The sequence below is a fragment of the Myxococcus sp. AB036A genome, assembly GCF_006547355.1.
GTDB lineage: Bacteria > Myxococcota > Myxococcia > Myxococcales > Myxococcaceae > Myxococcus > Myxococcus virescens.
On record NZ_VHLC01000019.1, the window covers coordinates 12,938 to 32,805 of the forward strand.

The 19,868-nt window shown below is 69.3% G+C and carries 17 protein-coding genes; 6 read left to right on the forward strand and 11 right to left on the reverse strand.

Features of this window, described 5'->3' with window-relative positions:
- Nucleotides 1–40 precede the first annotated feature (40 nt).
- The gene (locus tag FL344_RS10405) at nucleotides 41–1,693 is read right to left on the reverse strand and encodes a DUF692 family multinuclear iron-containing protein (protein ID WP_228557918.1); all 1,653 of its coding nucleotides are present in this window, start codon (nucleotides 1,691–1,693) and stop codon (nucleotides 41–43) included.
- A 116-nt stretch (nucleotides 1,694–1,809) separates the two neighbouring features.
- Between FL344_RS10405 and FL344_RS10410 the strand changes: the two genes are divergently transcribed.
- The 4 genes from FL344_RS10410 (at nucleotide 1,810) to FL344_RS10425 (ending at nucleotide 6,295) form a co-directional block, all read left to right on the forward strand.
- Nucleotides 1,810–2,625: a GNAT family N-acetyltransferase gene (locus tag FL344_RS10410; protein ID WP_141590056.1), complete on the forward strand. Its 816-nt coding sequence runs from the start codon at nucleotides 1,810–1,812 to the stop codon at nucleotides 2,623–2,625.
- 231 nt (nucleotides 2,626–2,856) lie between these two features.
- Nucleotides 2,857–3,690: a hypothetical protein gene (locus tag FL344_RS10415; protein ID WP_228557917.1), complete on the forward strand. Its 834-nt coding sequence runs from the start codon at nucleotides 2,857–2,859 to the stop codon at nucleotides 3,688–3,690.
- A 297-nt stretch (nucleotides 3,691–3,987) separates the two neighbouring features.
- On the forward strand, nucleotides 3,988–4,686 hold the full coding sequence (locus tag FL344_RS10420; RefSeq protein WP_141590054.1) for a response regulator transcription factor: 699 nt from the start codon (nucleotides 3,988–3,990) through the stop codon (nucleotides 4,684–4,686).
- Complete coding sequence (locus FL344_RS10425; protein ID WP_141590053.1) at nucleotides 4,655–6,295, forward strand: HAMP domain-containing sensor histidine kinase; 1,641 nt, start codon at nucleotides 4,655–4,657, stop codon at nucleotides 6,293–6,295. The genes FL344_RS10420 and FL344_RS10425 overlap by 32 nt, the downstream gene beginning before the upstream one ends.
- On the opposite strand, the gene FL344_RS10430 is transcribed toward FL344_RS10425, so the two are convergent.
- A complete protein-coding gene (locus tag FL344_RS10430; RefSeq protein ID WP_141618408.1) occupies nucleotides 6,283–7,461 on the reverse strand; it encodes a hypothetical protein in 1,179 nt (392 codons plus the stop codon). The two genes, FL344_RS10425 and FL344_RS10430, sit on opposite strands and share 13 nt — an antisense overlap.
- Nucleotides 7,462–7,468: 7 nt before the next feature.
- Nucleotides 7,469–8,794, reverse strand: a complete 1,326-nt coding sequence (locus FL344_RS10435) for a hypothetical protein (protein ID WP_090490603.1) — start codon at nucleotides 8,792–8,794, stop codon at nucleotides 7,469–7,471.
- A 176-nt stretch (nucleotides 8,795–8,970) separates the two neighbouring features.
- Here FL344_RS10435 and FL344_RS10440 point away from each other — a divergent pair, with 176 nt between their 5' ends.
- Together FL344_RS10440 and FL344_RS10445 are read left to right on the forward strand one after the other, a co-directional pair.
- Complete coding sequence (locus tag FL344_RS10440; protein ID WP_141590051.1) at nucleotides 8,971–9,492, forward strand: hypothetical protein; 522 nt, start codon at nucleotides 8,971–8,973, stop codon at nucleotides 9,490–9,492.
- Nucleotides 9,489–10,058 carry a DUF4123 domain-containing protein gene (locus tag FL344_RS10445; protein WP_141618409.1) on the forward strand — a complete coding sequence of 190 codons (570 nt, stop codon included), beginning with the start codon at nucleotides 9,489–9,491 and terminating at the stop codon, nucleotides 10,056–10,058. The genes FL344_RS10440 and FL344_RS10445 overlap by 4 nt, the downstream gene beginning before the upstream one ends.
- A 66-nt stretch (nucleotides 10,059–10,124) precedes the next feature.
- On the opposite strand, the gene FL344_RS10450 is transcribed toward FL344_RS10445, so the two are convergent.
- The 8 genes from FL344_RS10450 to FL344_RS10485 all read right to left on the reverse strand — a co-directional run bounded on the left by FL344_RS10450 (nucleotide 10,125) and on the right by FL344_RS10485 (nucleotide 19,694).
- Nucleotides 10,125–11,900 (reverse strand): choice-of-anchor X domain-containing protein, encoded by a 1,776-nt coding sequence (locus FL344_RS10450; protein WP_228564930.1) that lies wholly within the window; start codon nucleotides 11,898–11,900, stop codon nucleotides 10,125–10,127.
- Nucleotides 11,901–12,126: 226 nt separating this feature from the next.
- Nucleotides 12,127–13,119 (reverse strand): cysteine synthase A, encoded by a 993-nt coding sequence (locus FL344_RS10455; RefSeq protein ID WP_141618411.1) that lies wholly within the window; start codon nucleotides 13,117–13,119, stop codon nucleotides 12,127–12,129.
- A 50-nt stretch (nucleotides 13,120–13,169) separates the two neighbouring features.
- Nucleotides 13,170–14,402, reverse strand: a complete 1,233-nt coding sequence (locus tag FL344_RS10460; RefSeq protein WP_011554175.1) for an ABC transporter permease — start codon at nucleotides 14,400–14,402, stop codon at nucleotides 13,170–13,172.
- Nucleotides 14,403–14,406: 4 nt separating this feature from the next.
- The gene (locus FL344_RS10465; protein WP_141618412.1) at nucleotides 14,407–15,645 is read right to left on the reverse strand and encodes an ABC transporter permease; all 1,239 of its coding nucleotides are present in this window, start codon (nucleotides 15,643–15,645) and stop codon (nucleotides 14,407–14,409) included.
- Complete coding sequence (locus FL344_RS10470; RefSeq protein ID WP_141590047.1) at nucleotides 15,642–16,394, reverse strand: ABC transporter ATP-binding protein; 753 nt, start codon at nucleotides 16,392–16,394, stop codon at nucleotides 15,642–15,644. The genes FL344_RS10465 and FL344_RS10470 overlap by 4 nt, the downstream gene beginning before the upstream one ends.
- The gene (locus FL344_RS10475) at nucleotides 16,391–17,650 is read right to left on the reverse strand and encodes an efflux RND transporter periplasmic adaptor subunit (protein ID WP_141618413.1); all 1,260 of its coding nucleotides are present in this window, start codon (nucleotides 17,648–17,650) and stop codon (nucleotides 16,391–16,393) included. The genes FL344_RS10470 and FL344_RS10475 overlap by 4 nt, the downstream gene beginning before the upstream one ends.
- Nucleotides 17,647–18,993: a TolC family protein gene (locus FL344_RS10480; protein WP_141590045.1), complete on the reverse strand. Its 1,347-nt coding sequence runs from the start codon at nucleotides 18,991–18,993 to the stop codon at nucleotides 17,647–17,649. Before FL344_RS10480 ends, FL344_RS10475 begins: the two co-directional genes overlap by 4 nt.
- Nucleotides 18,990–19,694, reverse strand: coding sequence for a YIP1 family protein (locus tag FL344_RS10485; protein WP_194858363.1), 705 nt, complete (start codon nucleotides 19,692–19,694; stop codon nucleotides 18,990–18,992). Before FL344_RS10485 ends, FL344_RS10480 begins: the two co-directional genes overlap by 4 nt.
- Between the last annotated feature and the right edge of the window lie 174 nt (nucleotides 19,695–19,868).

Here is a 19,868-nt window from a genome sequence, read left to right on the forward strand (position 1 = left end):
CTGCGCAAGGGTTCGGTCCAATCCCGGACAATTCTTCCCGCTATCCCTGGCGGATCAGCCCTCGCGCCCTCGCCGCCTCCAGCAGCCCAGGGGCCACCTCCGCCTCGGCCATGGGCCGCACAGCGAGCATTCCCAGGAATTCACCCAAGGCCGGGGGCACGGACATCACCTCCGGTCCTCCCGCCCTGCGCCGAGCGACGAAGGACCAGGGCCCCGGGCCGGGCCGGCGCGCCACCTGGTTCAGCGAATCCAGGCCGGACAGCTCCAACGTGCCACATGCCCACGCACGGGCCGTGAGGTGCCGGCGCACGGCTCGGGCGGAATGGACCAGCTCGGACAGGTCCACGGGAAGCGACCCGACCCGCACGTCCTCCATCAACCCCACCTGCCCCGGCGCGGGCGCGGGCACTCGCCGCGTGAACAGCGACGGCAGCAGCATCTCCAGCGTCAGCGCCGCCGACGCCCCCTCATCCGGTGACTCGCGCAGGCGGCGCATGGCCCAGGACGCGAAGGACTGACCGGGCGTCCGCGCCACGGAGTCGAAGAGCTTCCGGTACTCCTTCGAGCCGGTGAAGGCCGCCAGGCCCTCCCGCGTGCCCGCGAGCAGCAACCGGGTGAGCGGCCAATCGCGGTCCAGGACCTCCGCGACCACGGCCAAGCGGAAGTCCTGGTCCGCCAGCGTGCCCGCTTCGTCCTCCACGGAGGCCGCGGGCGCGGCGGCGTACCCCGCGTCGAACAAGGCCCAGGGCTGGCTGTCCTCCGTGAGCGGAGGCACGGCCGCGACAGCCGCCGGTACGCGCCACGTCAGCGGCGGACGCGCTCCCGCGGGCACCAACTGGCGCAGGCGGCGCAAGGACATCCGGGCGACCTCGGGCGGGTGGCCATCCCCCTCGAAGGTGACGGCGCGCAGCGATGGGCAACGCGGAATCAACGAGGCCAGCAGGTCGAACAGCTCCTCGCGCACCGGCTGCGTGTGGTCATCCACGTAGAAGCTGCGCGGCCCCCGGTGCGTCACCACGCCTCCGGCGATGTGCAGTTCGATGACCTGGTCGAGCGGAAAGCCATCCAGCCCCGTCTGCAGCGGCAGGCCAGCGGCGAGCTGATGGCTGAGCAGGTGCCCCAGGTCGAGCAGCAGCGGCGCCCCGGTGCGCGCGTGCAGCTTCGCCATGAAGTCGAGCACATGCCACTGCCCTCGCCGCGCGAGCACCGCGGGGTTCTCTAGCGCGAGCGGCACGGACAGGTGTTGCTGGACATGGAGCGCGTGGGACACGCACGCCTCCAGGCCCGCTTCGTTGAAGGGCGGCGTGAAGTAGAGGTAGCCCGGGAAGGGCTGCCCATCCACGTGCCACCAGCCCACGTCGTTGCCCACCCAGGGGCTCTCCACGGCGCGCGCGTGGGCGTCCAAATCCCTCAAGGCCTGGACGGGCTCCAGCGCGGGCCCCCAGAGGTTGAGGTGGACGGGATGGAAGAGCACCGGGACGTCCTGGCGACGGCGCCACATCTCCGGGAACAGCGAGGCGTGCGCCTTCGACTCTTCCAGGGAGAGCGGCGCGCTGTACTCCACGTAGTCGAAGAGGCCCGGTGACTCGTCCAGCAAGCGGTAGGGCTGCGGCACGTCCGCCACGCTCAGGTTGCTGCTCAACCCCAGGCCCCGCCAGGGCAGTGTCCATGTCTCGGAAACCGCATGCGTCATCCGCTCAACGTAGACGCGCCCCGCGTCCACCGCCACCCACGACTGCCGGGCAGTGGCGCGATGAACGCTCCCGAGGTCGGGTATGCTCGCCGATTCCCCTCACCCCAGGAGCCGCGATGCCCGCCCCCTCACGCGTCGAGATAGACGAGTCCAACGCGCAGTACCGTGGAGCCTGGAGGCTGTTCGCCCTGGGCAGCAAGTCGGGTGAAGTGGTGGAGCGCCCCGAGGTCTACATCACCGCCTGCCACGTCGCCTGGTCGATGATGAACTCCGCCTTCCTGCGCGCGCCCGTCGACACGGAACAAGCGCTGGCGGCCGCGGCGGCCTCGGCGGCGCGCTACTTCTCCGCCGGCAAACATGGCTGGAGCTTCGTCGTCTGCGACGACTGGCTGGCGCCATCCGTGCGCGACAACGCGCCATCCATCCTCGCCTGGTACGGGCTCAAGTCCGAGATGGACGTCACCGGCATGGTGGCGGACCGGCTGACGCCCTCCATTCACTCACGGCCTCCGTTCACCGTGCGTCCCGTCACGGATACCTGGGGCCGGCAGGCCGTGGCCGACATCAACGCCAACGTCTACGACGTCCCCCGCCACTTCGGCCGTGAAGCCTTTGACAAGGACACGCTCTACACCCCGGACTGCCAGGGCTTCGTGGCGTGCCGCGACGAAGAGGCCGCGGCCAGCACGGTGGTGCTGCGCGTGGATGCCGCCGCCTACGTCGCCCTGGTGGCGACCCAGCCCCAACACCGCCGGCAAGGTGCCGCCGAGGCCGTGATGCGACATGCGCTGGCGAAGGCCCATCAGGACTGGGGCACCGAGCGCACCGTCCTCCACGCCACGAGCGCAGGCGAGCCCGTCTACACCCGCATGGGCTACCGGCCGGTGACGCGCTTCCGCATGTACATGGCGCCTCCACCGGGCCAGGGCTGAGCCACACACACGGTGCTCGGCACGGGGGAGTAAAAACAGACTCACGCCATTTCGAGAGAGTGACTGGCTTTTTCTACCGAGCTTGAAAGCCAGCCGCTCCGTCGCATTGAAGAATGCCGCTCCCGCATGAACTGCGGCCCACATTCTTCGATGGCGTGGAGGTTGTGGCAGACTGATCCGTGAGGGGGCTTGCCGCACGTCTTGCATCGCCCAGCCACACGGAGTCCGCACATGGCCAAGTGGGATGATCTCGTCCTGGCGATTCCACCGCACGCGGGCGGCAGGTCTCAGGCTCCCGCCGCGGTCACGCTGCTGGAGACGCTCCTCGGCCTTCACGAAGCACAGCTCACCCTCCTTCGCGGGTTGCGTCGCGACGTCCGGCCGCTGCAGGAAGGTCCCTTCCTGGCCGGGCGGCTCCACCTGGAGGCCGTGCGCGCCCCTCAGGCCACCCGCGACGAACAGCTGGAGCAGCTGAAGTCCGCGCGAAGCTGCTTCACGGAAGCCATGGGCACCGAGCGCGACAAGGCGCGGCTGTCGTTCATCGCCCTGCACCTGGGCCTCTGCTGGCTGCTGCTGGGCGCGGAGCGGGATGCGCGGGAGTGGACGCAACTGGCCCACCGCACGGCCGTGGAGGCCATGAAGGACATCCTGGTGGAAGCCTCGAAGCACCAGGGCCTCACCCAGAACCGGTACCTGGATCCGGCGCTCACCTTCCTCATGTTCTTCACCAGCACGGCCACGCTGGGCGCGGGCTACCTCTTCTGGGACCGGGTGCTCAGCAAGCGCACGGGCACGGTGATGCGGCGCGCGCTGGGGCAGATGCAGGCGCTGGCGGACTACGTGGACATGCTGGGCGAGGTCCGCCTCCGACTGGGCGAGCTCCCCCATGACGTCGCCCGATACGAGCTGACCCACGGCGTGGACGAGCAGCAGTCCGTTGCCCGCATCACCATCCGGAAGCTCATCAACGACCGGGAGGCCATCTACTTCAACGGCCGGGAGACCCGGAAGGTCACCTGGAACGACCAGGAACGCTCCGAGGTCATCACCCGCGAGCTGATCTGACGCCGGGCGCTGTCACCGTCCCGTCAAAACCTGTTTTCAGGATTGCCGCGAGCGCAACGTCAGACCGGCCCGCCATAGTAGCGGCACTTCCTTGATGGGGGCGAAGGTGACGGCGCAGACGATGCTCGTGTTCATTCCAGTGGTTCTCCTAGTCGCCGCGGCGGTTGCGATTCCGCGGCCCCGCCGGCGCTCACGCCGGTAGTCGTAGTCACGGCCGGGGTTGCGCCCCGGCCGTCTCCCTGGCCCGGGCGGGTGTAGAGTGCGGCAGTCGTCGCAACCCTCCCCTCCCGAGCAGCCGTGGCCGAACGTCCCACAGTCCTGGTCGTCGACGATGATCCTCACCTGAGGGAAATCGTCCGCTTCGCGCTGGAGCAGGGAGGCTTCCGGGTGGATGAGGCCGCCGATGGCCGCGCCGCCCTGACGCAGGTCGACCGCGCCCTCCCAGCGCTCATCGTCCTGGACATCATGATGCCGGAGCTGGACGGGCTCGCCGTGTGCCGTGAGGTCCGGCGCAAGCACGAACTGCCCATCGTCTTCCTCTCCTCGCGGGATGACGAGGTCGACCGCATCCTGGGCCTGGAGCTCGGCGGCGACGACTACCTCACCAAGCCCTTCAGCCCGCGCGAGCTCGTGGCACGCGTGAAGGCGGTGCTCCGGCGCGCACGGCCCGCGCCGGCCCCGGAAGCCGAAGCGCCTGCGGCGCGGATGCAGTCCCGAGGGCCGCTGCGCATGGACGCGGAGCGCTGGCGCGCGTGGTGGCAGGACACGGAAGTCGTGCTCACGGTGACAGAGTTCCATCTGCTGGCCACGCTGCTCCGAGTCCCCGGCAAGGTCTTCACCCGGGATGAGCTGATGAACCACGTCTACGACGACGTGGTGGTCAGCGACCGGACCATCGACAGCCACGTGCGCCGGGTCCGGCAGAAGTTCGCGAGCGCGGGCGGAGACGTCATCGAGACGGTGCATGGCCTTGGCTATCGGCTCGCCCTCCCCTGAGCGCCGCGCGCGCCCGCGCTTGTGGCTGGTGTTCGCCGCCGTGGGCATCGCGGGGTTCGCCCTCACGCTGGCGGGGCTTGCCTTCGTGCGCGTCTACGACAACCAGCTCATCCGCCAGACGGAGTCGGAGCTGATTGCCCAGGGCGCGGTGGTCGCGGAGGTCTTCCGCGAGCGGCTGCGCGCCACCGTGCCAGAGGGCGCATACGGCCGCGAGCGCACCGCTCCCTGGCCCTTCCCCATTCCCGACGACACGCGCCTGCGCCCCATCCTCCCGTCGCTCAGGGCCTCGGATGCATCCCTTCCGCCGGGCGACACGCCTCGGCCTTCGCGCGTTCCCGCGGAGCCGCTGTCACACGCGGCGGGACTGCAACTGACGCCGCTGCTCGAACAGGTGCGTGCGGCGACGCTGGCCGGCATCCGCGTGGTGGACACCGAGGGCGTGGTGGTGGCCAGCAGCAGCCCCGCCCTGCTGTGGACCACGCTGGCGGACCGAACCGAGGTCCAGCGGGCCCTGCGCGGCGAGCCCGTCAGCGTGCTGCGCCGCCGCGTCGCCGACCCCGAGGACACCCCGCTGGCGTCGCTCAGCCGCGACACCGGCATCCGCGTCACGGTGGCGCTCCCCGTGCTGGAAGGCGATCGCGTCTGGGGCGCGGTGGTGCTGACGCGCACGCCCATGACCTTCGCCAAGGCGACATACGCGGACCGGTGGAACCTCACGGCCACCGGCTTCGTGTTGCTCGGCGCGGTGGCGCTGATGTCGCTGGCCGCCGCCGCGCTGGTGGGCCGGCCGGTGCGCGCGCTGGTGAAGCAGACGCGCGCCATCGCCATGAGCGACCCTTCGGGCTTCGAGCCCATGGCGCGCCCCGTGGTGGCCGAGCTGGCCGAGCTCTCCGAGTCCCTGGCCGGCATGGCCACCGCGTTGCGAGACAGGAACCAGTACATCCGTTCCTTCGCGGCCAACGTGTCGCACGAGTTCAAGACGCCGCTGGCCTCCATCCAAGGCGCGGTGGAGCTGCTGCGCGACAGCGCCGACGCGATGTCCCCCGAGCAACGCGCGCGGTTCCTCGCCAACGTGGATTCGGATGCCCGCCGGCTCACCCGACTGGTGCAGCGCCTGCTGGAGCTGGCCCGGGCGGACTCCATGACGGCCACGCCCGCGCAGGTGGAGCTGGGCCCGCTGTTGGAGGGGCTCGCCCTCCGCGCCCGCGCGGACGGTGCCACGGACATCCATGTGACGGCCCCACCCGCGGGCCTGAAGGTGAGCCTCCCGCAAGAGGTGCTCGACGACGTGCTGTGGCAGCTCGTCACCAATGCCCGCCAGCACGGTGGCGACACCGTCCGCGTGGACCTGTCGGTGGAGCAGGCCCCGGAGGCGGACCTGGTGCGCGTGGTGGTGAAGGACCGCGGCAAGGGCATCTCCGAGTCCAACCGTGCGCGCATCTTCGACGCCTTCTTCACCACCGCCCGCGAGCGCGGCGGCACGGGCCTGGGCCTGACGATTGCCCAGTCCATGCTGCGCGCCTTCCACGCGAGGTTGGAGCTGCTTCCTTCCGACACGGGCACCACCTTCGCGGTGGTGGCGCCCGTGCCCCGGCTTCAACGGAAGTAGCTGTCGGAGATGTCCACGGAGTAGCCCAGCTCCAGCGTGGGCGAGGACGCGGCCACCAGGAACTGGCGGAAGTGCAGCGCCTTTCCGGGCAGGCCCGACGCCTCCGCGGCCACGGCTTCCGTCGACTCGTACTGCTCCAGGCTGCCGCCCTCGCGCCGGTAGTTGAACACCGCGGGGAAGTGCGCGCGAGCGCGGAGCTCCGCCACCGGCCAGGAGACTCGCGGCAACGCCAGCTTCAACCGGCCGGAGAGGTGGAACACGCCCAGCTCTCGCGACAGCACCACCTCCAGCGTCCCGCCCGTCTCTCCCAGCCGCGCCGGAGCGGCCTTCAACGCCAGGGTGCCGTTCTCCGACTCCACGGGGACGGGAATGGCATTCAGGGTGACGCGCTCCAGCCGGTGTCCTTCCGGAAGCACCAGCTCCAGCGGCTGCTCGCGGTCCAGGCTCAGCGCATAGCTGACGCGCAGCGTGGCTCGGCCTTCCAGCGTGGACACCCAGGACGCGGTGGCCTCGGTGATGCGCGGCTCGAGCGGCGGGCGCACCTGCTGCTTCTGGCTTTGTGCCACCCGCGCCACCGACGCGCGCCAGCCGACGCGCAGCATCCCTTGCACGGGATAGACGGCGTGGGACTCGCCTCCCATCGAAGCCAGCGGCTCGGTGAGTGTGAAGACGGACGTGTCCGCCTCCAACGCCAGCGGCACCGGGGACGCGTGGGGCCCGAAGCGCAGCTGGGCCCGGCGCTCCGGCCCCGCTCCGGGCGAGCGGATGGAGACGCCCACGTCGAAGACGTAGCGCCCGGCCTTCCGCGTGAGCAGGCAGAGGTACCCGTCGACGACACCCACGCTCCCTTCCTCCAGCGAGGGCAACGTGGCCGGGTACGTGTCCGCGTCCAGTTGGAGCAGGCGCACCTGTGTCCAGCGTCCGTCCGCGAGCACCTCCACGTCGAAGTGCCCGTCCACGAAGAGGGCGTCCGCCGTGAGCCGGCCCTTGAGCTGGCTCTTCACCAGGGCCTCCATCGGAGGTGCTTCAGCGGGAGCCGCCTGGCGCTGCGCGTAGAGGGGAATCAGCTCCTGAAGCGGCACGGTGGCGGTGCCGGAGGGAGTCTTGGCGGCCGAGCCATCGGCCGTGGTCAGCAGGAGTCCAACGAAGAGCGGTACGGTCCACATGGCGGAATCAGCTCGCTTCCGGGGTGACAGGGGTGGAGGCAGCGGGAGCCACGGCGGCGCGCGGAGGCTCACCTGGCAGGGACAAGTCGGAGAGGAAGGCCCGCACACCAGCGCGGGTGGAGAGCACCATCAGTCCCAGCAGCGCGGCGAGGATCTCCAGCGTGTAGATTAGGCCGGTGTAGCCCTGGAGGATGACGGCGCCGGTGGGGACCACCAGCGTGGCGCCCCACAGCCCCGCGAGCACGGACGTCCGCTCCTTCGGGAAGAGCCAGCGGACGTACACCACCACCGCCGCGCCCAGGCCCACCGCGCAGAGGGCGTAGGCGGCGTAGAAGTTCATGAAGGCCGCCAGGTACGCCAGCAGCACGAAGAAGAAGCCGTACACGGACGCCAGCAGGTACGTCTCATGGAGCGCGAGCGAACGGCGGTGGCGCAACCCCAGGGCCGCGAGCAGTGCGAGCAGCCCCAGGAAGGGCACCCAGGCCCGGGTCGCCATCGTGCCCACCAGCGCGTCGAACGTCTTCTCCGACGGGAGGATGACGCCCAGGTTCACTCCCGACTCCAGCGACTGGAAGGCCCAATCCAGCGTCACCGCGTCGGCCGTCGTGTTCACCGACGACGCGGCCAGCACACCCGACGGGTAGTCGTAGTTCTCCCCTCCTTCGACGGCGACGTGGACGCGCACGTCCCGCGCGGGCAGCGCTGGATCCAGGCGGTACACGAACGAGTTCAGCCCCCGGGCGCGGTAGCGGATGGTGAAGCGGGACGTGGCGCCCTTGGCGATGCGGCCCGTCCACACCAGCCGGTTGCCGGACTCGCCCAGGTCCAGGCTGGACTCCGTGCCGTCGACCAGGAACTGGAGCTCCGACAGCAGCACCTGCGACTTGTCCATCTCCATGGGGAAGATGAACGCCACGTCGATGTCGGTGCTCTCGCGGTTGACCACCGCGTAGTCGGCGTTGAGGGTGAAGTCGAAGCCGGAGAAGTACCGCAGCCCGCGCTTGCGGTAGTTCATCTTCGCCTGCACCTCGACGTGCTGGCGGTCGAAGGGCAGCGGCTTCAGCTCGGTGAAGATGGTGCCGCTGTGCACGTAGCGCAGGGACGGCGCGGGTTGGGTGACGGGCGCGCCCCAGCGGTCCTCCACCCCGGCGGCCAGCTCCGAGTTGGCGAAGTCCGTCCGGTCCGCCACCTGCCCGGCGATGACGGCCGTGGCGAAGACGACGATGACCAGACTGCCGAAGACGTGGTGGGCCACGAGCCAGCGCAAGGCCCGGCGAAGGGCGCCTTCGGGCGCTCGCGGCGGACGGGGAGGCAGCGGAGGAGGTGCGTTCATGGGCGCAGGATCTGCGCCCCCCGTGCAACGGTGATGGCCCCCTTGTGCGGCTGCCAAGGAATGTTCGTGCAGATTTCGTGCAGGCCGGGATGCAGCTTCACCCAGCCCCGGATACACTCTGCGTCCATTCCGCGTCCTGGACGCGGCCCCTTCCCTGAAGCCCCGACAAGGTCGTCATGTCCGTCCCTGGAATCGGCTTCCCTGGCCCCTGGCGGCTCCGCTCTGGAGCCGAAGAATACGAACTGCTCGTCATGCGAGCCGTGACGGCCCTCGACGAGCGGGAGTGCGTCCCGGCCGAGCACATCACCTGGCAGCTCGACCATTGGCTGACCTCCGCCCGCAGGCCCCTGCTGGAGATGTACGAGGCCTTGGGCGGCATCCTTCCGTGGAACGCCAGCTCGCTGGACCGCGCCCGGCAGGACGCCCGCGTACGAGACCGGCTGGTGCAGGCGCTGGAGCGCCGTGAGCTGGTGGCCCTGCGCGTGCAGCGCCGCGCCGCCGCCTGGGCGTGGCCGGAACCGGCCCTGCCGCCCCCCAGGCCCGAGCCCGAGGTCCTCCCCCTGGCGCGCCCGCCCGTGGAGGTCTTCACCCTCTTCCCCGACCCGGCACGGCAGGCCGAAGCCCTGCGCCAGGCCGCGGCGGCGGGTGTGCCGTTCTGCGAGGAGTGTGAAAAGCAGAAGCAACGGGCCGCGGCGTGAGCGCACCGGTCCCCCAGCTTCCGGGCCTGCTGCAGTGGGTGCGTCAGGCCACGGAGGAAGCGCCCACCTCGGCGCTCTACGCCATCCTGGACGGGGCACGGGCCCCCAACATCCACCGGCTGGTGCTCACCTGCGGCCTGACGCAGAGCTGCCTCTATGCGGGGAAGCTGCCGCCGGAGCTGGTGGAGGTGGCGCCCTACCTGGTGCAACTGCGGCCCGGAGCGCCCGCCACGGAGCAACTGCTCGCCGCGGGCTGGGGCAAGAGCTGGGGCATCTTCGTGCAGAGCCCGGCCCACCCGGACGCGCTGCGGCGGCACCTGCGGCGCTTCCTCAAGGTCAAGGACGCCAACGGCAAGTCGCTGGTGTTCCGCTACTACGACCCGCGCGTGCTGCGCGTCTACCTGCCCACGTGCACGGACGACGAGCTGGACTTCCTCTTCGGCCCCATCGAGCAGTTCTTCGCTGAGTCAGAGGACGGCGGCAGCATGCTCGCCTACGCGCGCCGTCCCGAGAACGCGCCCCTGGACGCGCCGCCGCTGTCCATTCTCCCAACGCCGCTCATGTAGCGGCCTCGGCCCCCCCTCCCTGGGGCGCACCGTTGAATCGATGCGCCCCGGTCGGGCCTCCCCGCGTCAGTGCGCGGAGAGCAGAGGCCGGTCGAACGCTCGCGCCAGACAGGCCTGGTTCGCCACGCTGTCCAGGTTCGTGTTGCGCATCTGGATTTCGTAGAACGGGCGGCTCAGCGACGTCACGACGGGGTCCTGCACCCAGAATGCCGTGGAAGGACTGGCCATGCCCGTGGCGAGGAACGGCGAAAGCGCGCCGTACTCGTCGATGTGCGTGAACTCGGTGCGCGTTTCACGGCCGTGGCAGCCGTTGCAGGTGTTGCGCGAGAAGACGTGACGGGCGTCGTTGACGGAGATGCCCGACGCACGCCAGTACGAGTCCGTCGGCGACGAAATCCACGGGAACGCGCCGAGGAACGGCATGCTCGACGTGGGATACACCGGCGGCGCGGCGTAGCTGTTGGCCAGGATGGCGGGCGTGTTCGCGTTGATGAAGTCACGCAGCACCGTCGTGTTGTTGTGCGAATCGCCCGGCGTCAGCACCGTCGGCTGGCCCTGCAGGCGGTTCACCGAGGGACCCGAGCCCATCAGGTGAAACTCACGCAGCTCCCACGGGTAGCGCAGCCACTCCTCGTTGGTGCGGATCTGGTTGACGGCGCTGCCGTTCGGCTTGCGGGGCGCGGCGTTGCGCACCACCACCTGCTGCGTGAGGCTCGTCAGCGCCGCATTGTACGCCGAGCTGCCCAGAATCATGGACGGCGCCGACAGGTTCAACCACCCCTGCGCCCAGGTGCGGACCGCGTCACAACTGGCGTGCGGGACGCCGTACTCGAAGATGACCAGGAAGGGCCGCACGCCGCAGGCCCCGCTTGAACGATCCACCGCGGCGAAGACGAAGCGCAGCTCGCCCGCGTTACCAGAAGCGTAGGCGGACGGCCCCGCGCTGCCGCCCAGGTCCAGGCGGTTGACGATGGCCACCAGCTTGAACGGCGACCGAGCCAGCTCCAGCGCGCCGCTCGAGCGCGGCCACGGCGTGAGGATGCGCGCGGTCATCGCCGGGCGCGCCGGCACCGTCCAGCCGTTGATGTTCTGGTTCACGGTCCACTGACGCAGCCAGTGCTCCGTCAGGTTTGCTGGCGACACGTACGAGCTCGCCATCTCCCGCATCAGGTGGTTGAACGTCCACACACCATTCGGGTTGCCGGCATTCGTACACGGGTCATACGTGCGCGTCGGGTCATTGACCACGTTGGGGTGGGTGATGATGAGCGAGTTCTCCGGCTTCACCGCGTGGGAGATACCCGCGGGGAAGATGGGGATGGGGACACCCGGCCGGAAGATGTCGGGCGACAGCGGCGTGAGGACGCGCTCGGAGACGCGGACGCGGTTGTCGAAGGTCGCGACCGTCAGCGGCGTCTGGGGGTTGCGCGCCTGGAACTCGCGAATGCGGTCCTGCGTGGCGCGGTGGGTGACGAAGTCCACGTCGCCAATGGCGGAGAACACGCCGTCACCGGCCTGCTCGTCACCATTGAGGCCCTGGTCGTTCAGCACGAGCGCCTGCCCCGAGTCCGACACCACGGGAACCTGCTGATGCACCTGCCCCTGCGCGAGCTTCGCGCGGATGAGGCTGCGCGTCTTCGACGTCAGCTCGCCGTCGAGCGCGATGGCATCCATCGAATCGAGGATGGGCGCGGCGCCCGTCTGGGCCTGCTCCTGCGCCGCGGACGTCGGCTCCTCCGAAGGGAGGGATTCGGAGCCACCACACCCTGCGAGCAGGGATGCGGCGACGACGCCAGACCAGGCGCGCAACACGCCTGGAAACTTCTTGGAGGACTGCTTCATGGGGGACTCCTCGCGGGTAGACTGCAAACGCGGCCTTGTGCACCCCGCAGGCCAGAGTCCCCTTTCAACGCCTTCCAGCGCGGCGCGTGCGCCGCCGCTTGCGGCAATGACAAATCACGCCACAGCGTGACTCGCCCTGTAACGGCAGACGTCACAGACTCAAGGGAGAGTCATTGCAGTCCCAGGGTGTTGAATTGCAGCACGGCCACCCGAGTCCCCCGCACTGTCAATCCACTGGAAGCGGCCGGACCTCCAACTGCTTGGACGCGAGGAACTCCGGGTTGAACACCTTCGACGCGTAGCGGCTGCCGTGGTCGCACAGGAAGGTGACGATGCGCAGCCCCTCGCCCCGGTGACGTCGCGCCAGCTCCCACGCGGCGCGCACGTTGAGGGCCGCCGATGTGCCCACCACCAGCGCGTCCTCGCGCGCCAGGTGATAGAGCATCTCCACCATCTCCTGGTCCCCCAGGCGCATGGCCTCATCCACGCGGGCCCGGCGGAAGTTCTCCGTGAGGCGCATGATGCCAATGCCCTCGGTGATGGAAGAACCGGGCCCTTCCATGCGCCCTTCGCGCACGTAGGTGAAGAGGCCCGAGCCCGGCGGGTCCACCAACACCACGCGCACGGCGGGGTTCTTCTCCTTCAGGTAACGGCTGACGCCGCCCATCGTCCCGCCGCTGCCCACGGACGCCACCAGCACGTCCACGCGGCCCTCGCACTGCTCCCAGATTTCGGGGCCCGTCGTCTCGTAGTGGTAGTCGCCGTTGGCCGGGTTCTCGAACTGGTTCGCCCAGAAGCCGCCCTGCGCTTCCGCCAGCACGCGGGCCTGGTGGAAGAAGTGGTTCGGATTGGCGAAGGGCACTGCGGGGACCTTTCGGACCTCCACGCCCATGGCCTCCAGCAGCTCGTACTTCTCGCGGGCCTGGTTGTCCGGCATGGTGACGACCACGCGGTACCCGCGCTCGCGGCCCAAGAGCCCCAGGCCGATGCCGGTGTTGCCCGCGGTGCCCTCGAAGATGGCGCCGCCCGGCTTCAGCAGGCCCTGCGACTCGGCGCGCTGAATCATCCCCTTCGCGGCGCGGTCCTTGATGCTGCCGCCGGGGTTCATGAACTCGGCCTTCGCGAGGATTTCACACCCCGTCTGCCGGCTCAGCGAGCCGATGCGCAGCAGCGGGGTGTTTCCGACGGAGTCCCAGAGCGTTCCAATGCGAGGCGCCATGGGCTGTGCTTAACGCGAAGGGTGGCGCCCGTCACCGGGAACCACCGCCCTCAGTCCGCCCGCATGGCCTCCACCGGATCCAACTTCGCCGCGCGGGCTGCCGGGTAGATGCCGAACAGGAGCCCCACGCCGCAGCTCATGAACAGGGCCAGGCCCACCGCCCACGGGGGCACCTGCATGGGAAAGCCCATCATCCAGTTGCCCAGGAACACCAGCCCGAAGCCCAGGCCCAGGCCCAGGGCGCCGCCCATCAGCGACAGCAGCACCGCCTCCGTGGCGAACTGTCCCAGGATGCGGCGCTTGCGCGCGCCCAGCGCCTTGCGCACGCCAATCTCCCGCGTCCGCTCCATCACCGACACCAGCATGATGTTGAGGATGCCGATGCCGCCCACCACCAGGGAGAGCAGACACACGCCCACGCCCGCGATGGTGATGACCTGGGAGAGCTGATTGAACGACGCCGTCACCGACTCGTTCGTGTGCAGTTCGAAGTCGTTGGGCATGTTCGCCGGAACGTCGCGGCGCCGGCGCATCAGCGAGGCCACCTCGTCCTGCGCCTTGCTGAACAGCTCCGGGGATTTCGCCTGCACGCTGATGTCCAGCGAGCGCTTCTTCCCGTAGAGCTGGTGGAAGACGCTCAGCGGAATCATCACCTGGTTGTCCAGGCTGAACATGCCCAGCATGCTCCCCCGCTTCTGGAGCAGGCCGATGACGCGGAAGGGCCGGCCCTTGATGCGCACCTCGTGGCCCACCGGATTCATGCCCGGAAACAGCGCGTCCGACACGTCCGTCCCCAGCAGCGCCACGTAGCGGCCGTCCAGCGCCTCCACTTCGTTGAAGTAGCGCCCGGCCTGCACCGACACCCCGCTCACCAGCGGGTAGTTGGCGGGCGTGCCGAACACGCGGACCGACGGCCGCGTCTCCGAGCTCGCCGTGGCCAGCTTCTGGCCACCCTCATCGTCGGTGGGCACCACCGTCCCCACCGACGGGCAGGACTCCTCGATGGCCCGCGAGTCGGGCATCTCGAAGTCCTTGCGCTTGGCGAACTTGGCCCAGTTGATGCGCCCGAAGCCGCCCGCGGGCCACTTCGTCACCTGGAAGGTGTGGGCCCCCATCCGTCCCAGGTCGTTGTTCACCTTGACCCGCAGACCCTCGATGAGCCCCATCATGGTGATGACCGTCGCCACGCCAATGACGATGCCCAGCAGCGTCAACAGCGAGCGCAGCGGGTTGCCCAGGAAGGTGCCCAACGCCAACCGCAAATTGTCCAGGAACGCTCGCATCGCGCTACTCGTAACGAAGGGCTTCCACGGGGTCCAGGTTCGCCGCGCGCGCCGCCGGCCAGATGCCGAACAGCAGGCCCACCAGTGCGGCGAAGCCCACCCCCGCCACCACGGTCATCGGCTGCACGTCCGCCGCGAGCGGCGTGATGAGCGACACCACCTTGGCCGTGCCCAATCCCACGGTCGTCCCCAGCAGGCCTCCCACCGCGGACACGCTCGAGGCTTCCATCAGGAACTGGAAGACGATGGTCCGTTTCCGGGCGCCCAGCGCGCGTCGCACGCCAATCTCCCGCGTCCGCTCGCGCACCGACACCAGCATGATGTTCATGATGCCGATACCGCCCACCAGCAGCGTGATGAGCCCCACGCCCACGGCCACGCCGTACAGCGCGCCCGTGAGCTGCTCGTAGGTCTGCGCCATGGCCTCTGGCCGGTTGATGGAGAAGTCGTCCTCCGCCCCCGGAGGCGTGGAGCGCACGCGCCGCATGATGCCGGTGAGCTGGTCCTCCGCGGACCGCATCTGCGAGGCATCCTCCACCGCCATGGCAATCTCGAAACTGCGGCCCTTGCCGAAGCTCGAATAGAACGTCTTGAAGGGGATGAAGACGATCAGGTCCATGCTCTCCCCGACCATCTTCCCCTTGCGACTGAGCGTGCCCACCACCTGGAAGGTGCGGTTGTCGATGCGAATCGACTGCCCCACCGGACTGACGCCCGGGAAGAGCCCGTCCACCACGTCCGCGCCCACCACCGCCACCGGCCGCGTCGTCGCGTCGTCCGCCTCGGTGAGGAAGCGCCCGCTGGTGATTTCGTAGCCGGAGATGTTGAGGTACTCGTGCGTCACGCCCTGGATGCGCACGGTGGACATCTGCTCGCCGCCATGCGCCACGTCCGACAGGCGAGACACCGCCGGGGACATGGCCGTCACGAAGGGCGCCAGCGTGCGCAGCCGGTGCATCTGCTCCAGGGTGAAGTTCTTCCGGTTGCGGTACTTCCACCAGTCGCCCTTGATCATCCAGGGCCACTTGGACACGTACATCGTGTTCGCCCCGAAGGTGGCCAACTGCTTATGGAAGGACGTGTTGAGCCCCTGGATGATGCCGACGATGGCCAGCAGCGTGGCCACGCCGATGCCAATGCCCAGGGTGGTCAGCACCGTGCGCAGGCGGTTGGCCTTCAGGGAGAAGACCGCGATGCGTGCGCCCTCCAGCACATCCACGCGGAAGGCGGACCGCTGACTCATGTGCCCCCCGCGTTCAGCACGTCCGACGCCGTCCCCATGGCCACCGTGCGGCCGTCGCCGTCCGCGACAATCTCTCCGTCGCTCAGGCGGATGGCCCGGGGGCAGCGCGCCGCCAGCTTGGGCTCGTGCGTGACGAGCACCAACGTGTGGCCCCCCTTGTGGAGCTGCTCGAACAGGCGGACGATCTCCTCACCCGTCGCCGAGTCCAGGTTGCCCGTGGGCTCGTCGGCCAGCAGCATGGAGGGCTCGGACACCAGCGCGCGGGCAATGGCCACGCGCTGGCGCTGTCCACCGGACAGCTCGTTGGGCCGGTGGTGCATGCGGTGAGCGAGCTGCACCTTCTCCAGCGCCGCCGTGGCCCGCGCGCGCCGCTCCTTCGCGCTGACGCCCCGGTACACCAGCGGCAGCTCCACGTTGGCCAGGGCCGTCTCCTTGGGCAGCAGCTGGAAGGTCTGGAAGATGAAGCCAATCTCCACGTTGCGGATGACGGCGAGCTCGTCGTCGCTCATGCGCGACACGTCCTTGCCGTTCAGCATGTACCGGCCGCTGCTGGGCGTATCCAGACAGCCGAGCACGTTCATCATCGTGCTCTTGCCAGAGCCGGACTGGCCAATGATGGCCACCCATTCGCCCCGGTTGATGCCGAAGGAGACGCCGCGCAGCGCGCGCACCTCTTCTCCACCCACGTGGAAGACGCGGGTGATGTTCTCCACCTGGATGAGCGGTCCCGCGCCGCTGGCCTGACTCACGACTTCCGACCGCCCTTCATTCCCGCGCCCTGCTCCGGCTCACGCACGATGTCGCCGTCGTTCAGCTCCTTCGACAGCGTCCGGTACGGACCTTCAATCACCCGGTCGCCATCATTGAGTCCGGAGACGATCTCCAGCTCCGTGTCGGAGGCGATGCCCGTCTGCACGCGGCGCACCTGCGCCTTGTTGCTGCTGTCCACCACGAACACGACCTTGGCCAGCGACTCCGTCCGCTTCGCGGTCAGCCCGCCCCCTTCGATGGGCGCCTTGTAGTCCGGCAGCGAGCGCTCCGAGCGCACCGTCACCGCCTGGATGGGCACCAGCACCACGTCATTGTGTGTCTCCGCGGAGATGCGCACCTCGGAGCTCATGCCGGGCAGCACGTTGGGCGGACGGGTGTCCAGCGCGACGGTGATGGGGAAGCTCGTCACCTCGGCCTCGGTGCCCTCGTTCTTGATGAGCGCCTTCTGGGCAATCTCCACCACGGAGCCCGAGTACGTCTGGCCCTCCAGCGCGTCGAGCGTGATCTCCGCGGGCTGACCCGGCTTGAGGTGCACCACCTCGTGCTCGCCCACCTCGAACTTCACCTCCATGGCGCTGAGGGCGGCGATGGTCATCACCACGTCCTCGGACAGGTCCGAGCCACGAACACGCTCACCGACTTCACGCGACAGCTCGATGACGTTGCCGTCGATGGGCGACACCAGCGTCGTGCGCGTGAGGTCCGTCTGCGCCTGGTCCACGATGGCCATGTTGCGGGCCAGCATCTGCTTGGCCGACGCCAGCCGCGCATCCGCCGTGTTCTTCGTGGCCCGCGCCGTGTCCACCTCGGCGGCGGACGAAAGGCCCTTCTTCGCCAGGTCCTCCACGCGCGCCAGCTCCAACTGCGCGCGGCCCACCTCCACCTCCGCCACCTGCACGTCGGCGCGCGAGGCGTTCAGCGACGCCAGGGCCTGCTTGTGCGCGGCCTGGTAGAGGCGCGGATCAATGCGGCCCAGCACCTGCCCCTTCGTCACCGCCTCGCCGTCCTTCACCGCCAGCTCCACCAGGTCACCGGAGAGGCTGGACGAAATCTTCACCGTCGTGGCCGCCTGCACCTTGCCCGCGCCGGTGATGGTGCGGGTGATGGTGCCCTTGCGAGCCTTCGACAGCTGGACTTCGAGCGACGGCGGAGGACGGTCCTTCAACCCGCCCGCAGTGATGGCCGCAGCACCCAGGAACAACGCGCCAGCAATGGCACCCTTCCACCACTTCATTTCGACTCTCCCGGGCTCAGGGCGCCCATGGCCCGCTGCAATGAATAGCGGGCGATTTCGACATCAATCCTGTTTTCCAACAAGGCGAGCTCAGCGCGCGTCAGGCTCAGCTGCGCGTCGCGGACCTCCAGGGTGGAGCCCGCGCCAGCGCGGAAACGCGCCTCCTGCATCTCCAGGCCCTGGGCAGCGACCTCGACGTTCTGCGCAGCCAGGCGAGCGGCCTCCAGCTGGGCCTCCAGCGTGCGGTGCGCGGCGCGAACCTCGCCTTCGATTTCCCGCGCCGTCTGCTCCAGCGTCAGCTGCGCCTTGCGGATGTCCGCCTCGGCGCGACGGGAGCTCGCCCCCGTGGACAGGCCGGTGAACAGGTCCCAGCTCAACCCGACGGCCGCGGTGAAGCGGTTCTGCAGGCGCGGCTCGGTGAACACCAGCGACGCGTCCGGACCGCCGCGGTTGTAGAGGCCCTGGGCCACCAGGCGCGGCAGGTACTCCGAGCGGGCAATGGACTGCTTCAGCTCCGCGGCGCGGATGCGCAGCTCCAGCGTCCTGAGCAGCGGCCGGTACGCGCGGGCCGACGCGAGCGCCTCGTTGACCGACGGCGCTGGCGGCGGCTCGGTCGTGAGCACACCCGGGTCCTGCGCCGTCAGCGCCTCGGTGCCCGGCCGGGCCAGCCACACGGCGAGCTGGGACTGGTCGTTGACCAGCTGCCCGAGCATCGCGGTGTAGTTGATGCGGTCGGTCCCCAGGTTCACCGTGGCGGTGATCTCTTCGTTCTTGCCCGTGCGGCCCGCATGGAAGAGGGCCTGGGCTCGCTCCACCTGCTGCTCGCTGCGCTCGACGGTGGCCTTCAGCACCTGGAGCGTGGCCTGGGTGCGGTACAGGGTGAAGAAGCGGCGGATGGCCTCCAGCTCGGAGGTGTCCGCCTCTTCCCGCGCCTGCCCCTTCTGCGCGTCACGCACCACGCCGCTCTGCTCCAACTGCTTCCAGCGGGCGCGGTCGTAGATGATCTGCGTGAGCGACAAGCCCAGGTCGTAGTTCTGGGTGCTGGTGGAGGGCGTCTCCACCGCGTTGCGGATGAAGCCTCCCGGGTTGGCCGGGTCCGGAACCGTGGTGAACTCCTGCCTGCGGCCGAACCAGATCTTGCCGGCCGACGCATCGAGCGAGATCTGCGGCAGCAGCACCGAGCGGGACAGGTTCACGTCCTCGTCCGCGATGGCCACGTCCAGCATGGCCTGGATGGCCGCGACGTTCTGCCGGCCCTCGGCGCGGGCCTGGTCCAGGGTGATGGGTGTACCGGAGTCCGAGGGAGCGGCGGCCAGGGCGACCGCGATCACGAAGGCGTTCATTGCGCACCTGCCTGGGCGGGAAGGCCGATGAGGAAGATGCCCGCGTACATGGCGTACAGCGCCACCGCCAGCAGCAACGCGCGCCCACGGCTCATCCCGGTGGCGGCGGAGAAGCCCAGCCCCAGCAGGCCCGTGCTCCAGAAGTTGAAGAAGTCCACGGTGGACGCCACGCGCTGCATCTTCGGACTCAGGCCTTGCAACACGGCTCCCAGGTTCGACGGTACGAGGTTCATCACCCGCGCCATGGTAATGGAGTGCTGCGCCGCGACGCAGAGGGTCAGGATGAGGTGGTAGAGCGCGATGGGCAGCAGCGCCAGCACGGCCGCGGACAGCAACTGCTCGAAGGACGCGGGCCGGTCGAAGAGCCAGCTGACCACCCACAGGATGCAGGCCAGGAGCAGCGCCATCAGCGGCATCAGGATGACGCCCTTGGCGATGCCACCGACCAGCGCCTTTCGCGACTCCGTTTGGATCTTGTCCGTGAGGTCCGCCTCCGACAGCCCCATCAGCTGACCAGAACCCTGGAGCTGGCGGATGACGTCAGGCGCGGCGTCCCAACGGAGGGAAAAGAGCGTCCCGGAAGCGGACACGCACAGGGCCAGGATGAGGAGAGGCCACACCCAGCGGCGCGCCTCGACGGCAGCACGGGTCCCATCGAGGGGATCGACGAAGACGCGGGCCGGTTGAGCAAGAGAAGTCATATGGTGGTGGAGGTCTCGGAGCGATGTACGTCGCTCGTCCTCAGGCAATTGCCTGGCCAGCCGAAGAAAGGCGCCGAACAGGCAGGCAGCCAGCCAAATTCCGCTGGCGGACGCTTTCTACTCCAGGGCTTTACGGCACATGTAGCGGCCTGTAGCGGAAATTTTGCCGGACGC

Coding starts and splice junctions, on each gene's coding strand:
- FL344_RS10430 (WP_141618408.1), bottom strand. CDS start 7,461: ATGTGGACCGTACCGCTCTTCGTTGGACTCCTGCTGACCACGGCCGAT.
- FL344_RS10425 (WP_141590053.1), top strand. CDS start 4,655: ATGGCCTTGGCTATCGGCTCGCCCTCCCCTGAGCGCCGCGCGCGCCCG.
- FL344_RS10435 (WP_090490603.1), bottom strand. CDS start 8,794: ATGAACGCACCTCCTCCGCTGCCTCCCCGTCCGCCGCGAGCGCCCGAA.
- FL344_RS10460 (WP_011554175.1), bottom strand. CDS start 14,402: ATGCGAGCGTTCCTGGACAATTTGCGGTTGGCGTTGGGCACCTTCCTG.
- FL344_RS10480 (WP_141590045.1), bottom strand. CDS start 18,993: ATGAACGCCTTCGTGATCGCGGTCGCCCTGGCCGCCGCTCCCTCGGAC.
- FL344_RS10410 (WP_141590056.1), top strand. CDS start 1,810: ATGCCCGCCCCCTCACGCGTCGAGATAGACGAGTCCAACGCGCAGTAC.
- FL344_RS10450 (WP_228564930.1), bottom strand. CDS start 11,900: ATGAAGCAGTCCTCCAAGAAGTTTCCAGGCGTGTTGCGCGCCTGGTCT.
- FL344_RS10415 (WP_228557917.1), top strand. CDS start 2,857: ATGGCCAAGTGGGATGATCTCGTCCTGGCGATTCCACCGCACGCGGGC.
- FL344_RS10475 (WP_141618413.1), bottom strand. CDS start 17,650: ATGAAGTGGTGGAAGGGTGCCATTGCTGGCGCGTTGTTCCTGGGTGCT.
- FL344_RS10485 (WP_194858363.1), bottom strand. CDS start 19,694: ATGACTTCTCTTGCTCAACCGGCCCGCGTCTTCGTCGATCCCCTCGAT.
- FL344_RS10440 (WP_141590051.1), top strand. CDS start 8,971: ATGTCCGTCCCTGGAATCGGCTTCCCTGGCCCCTGGCGGCTCCGCTCT.
- FL344_RS10465 (WP_141618412.1), bottom strand. CDS start 15,645: ATGAGTCAGCGGTCCGCCTTCCGCGTGGATGTGCTGGAGGGCGCACGC.
- FL344_RS10405 (WP_228557918.1), bottom strand. CDS start 1,693: ATGACGCATGCGGTTTCCGAGACATGGACACTGCCCTGGCGGGGCCTG.
- FL344_RS10455 (WP_141618411.1), bottom strand. CDS start 13,119: ATGGCGCCTCGCATTGGAACGCTCTGGGACTCCGTCGGAAACACCCCG.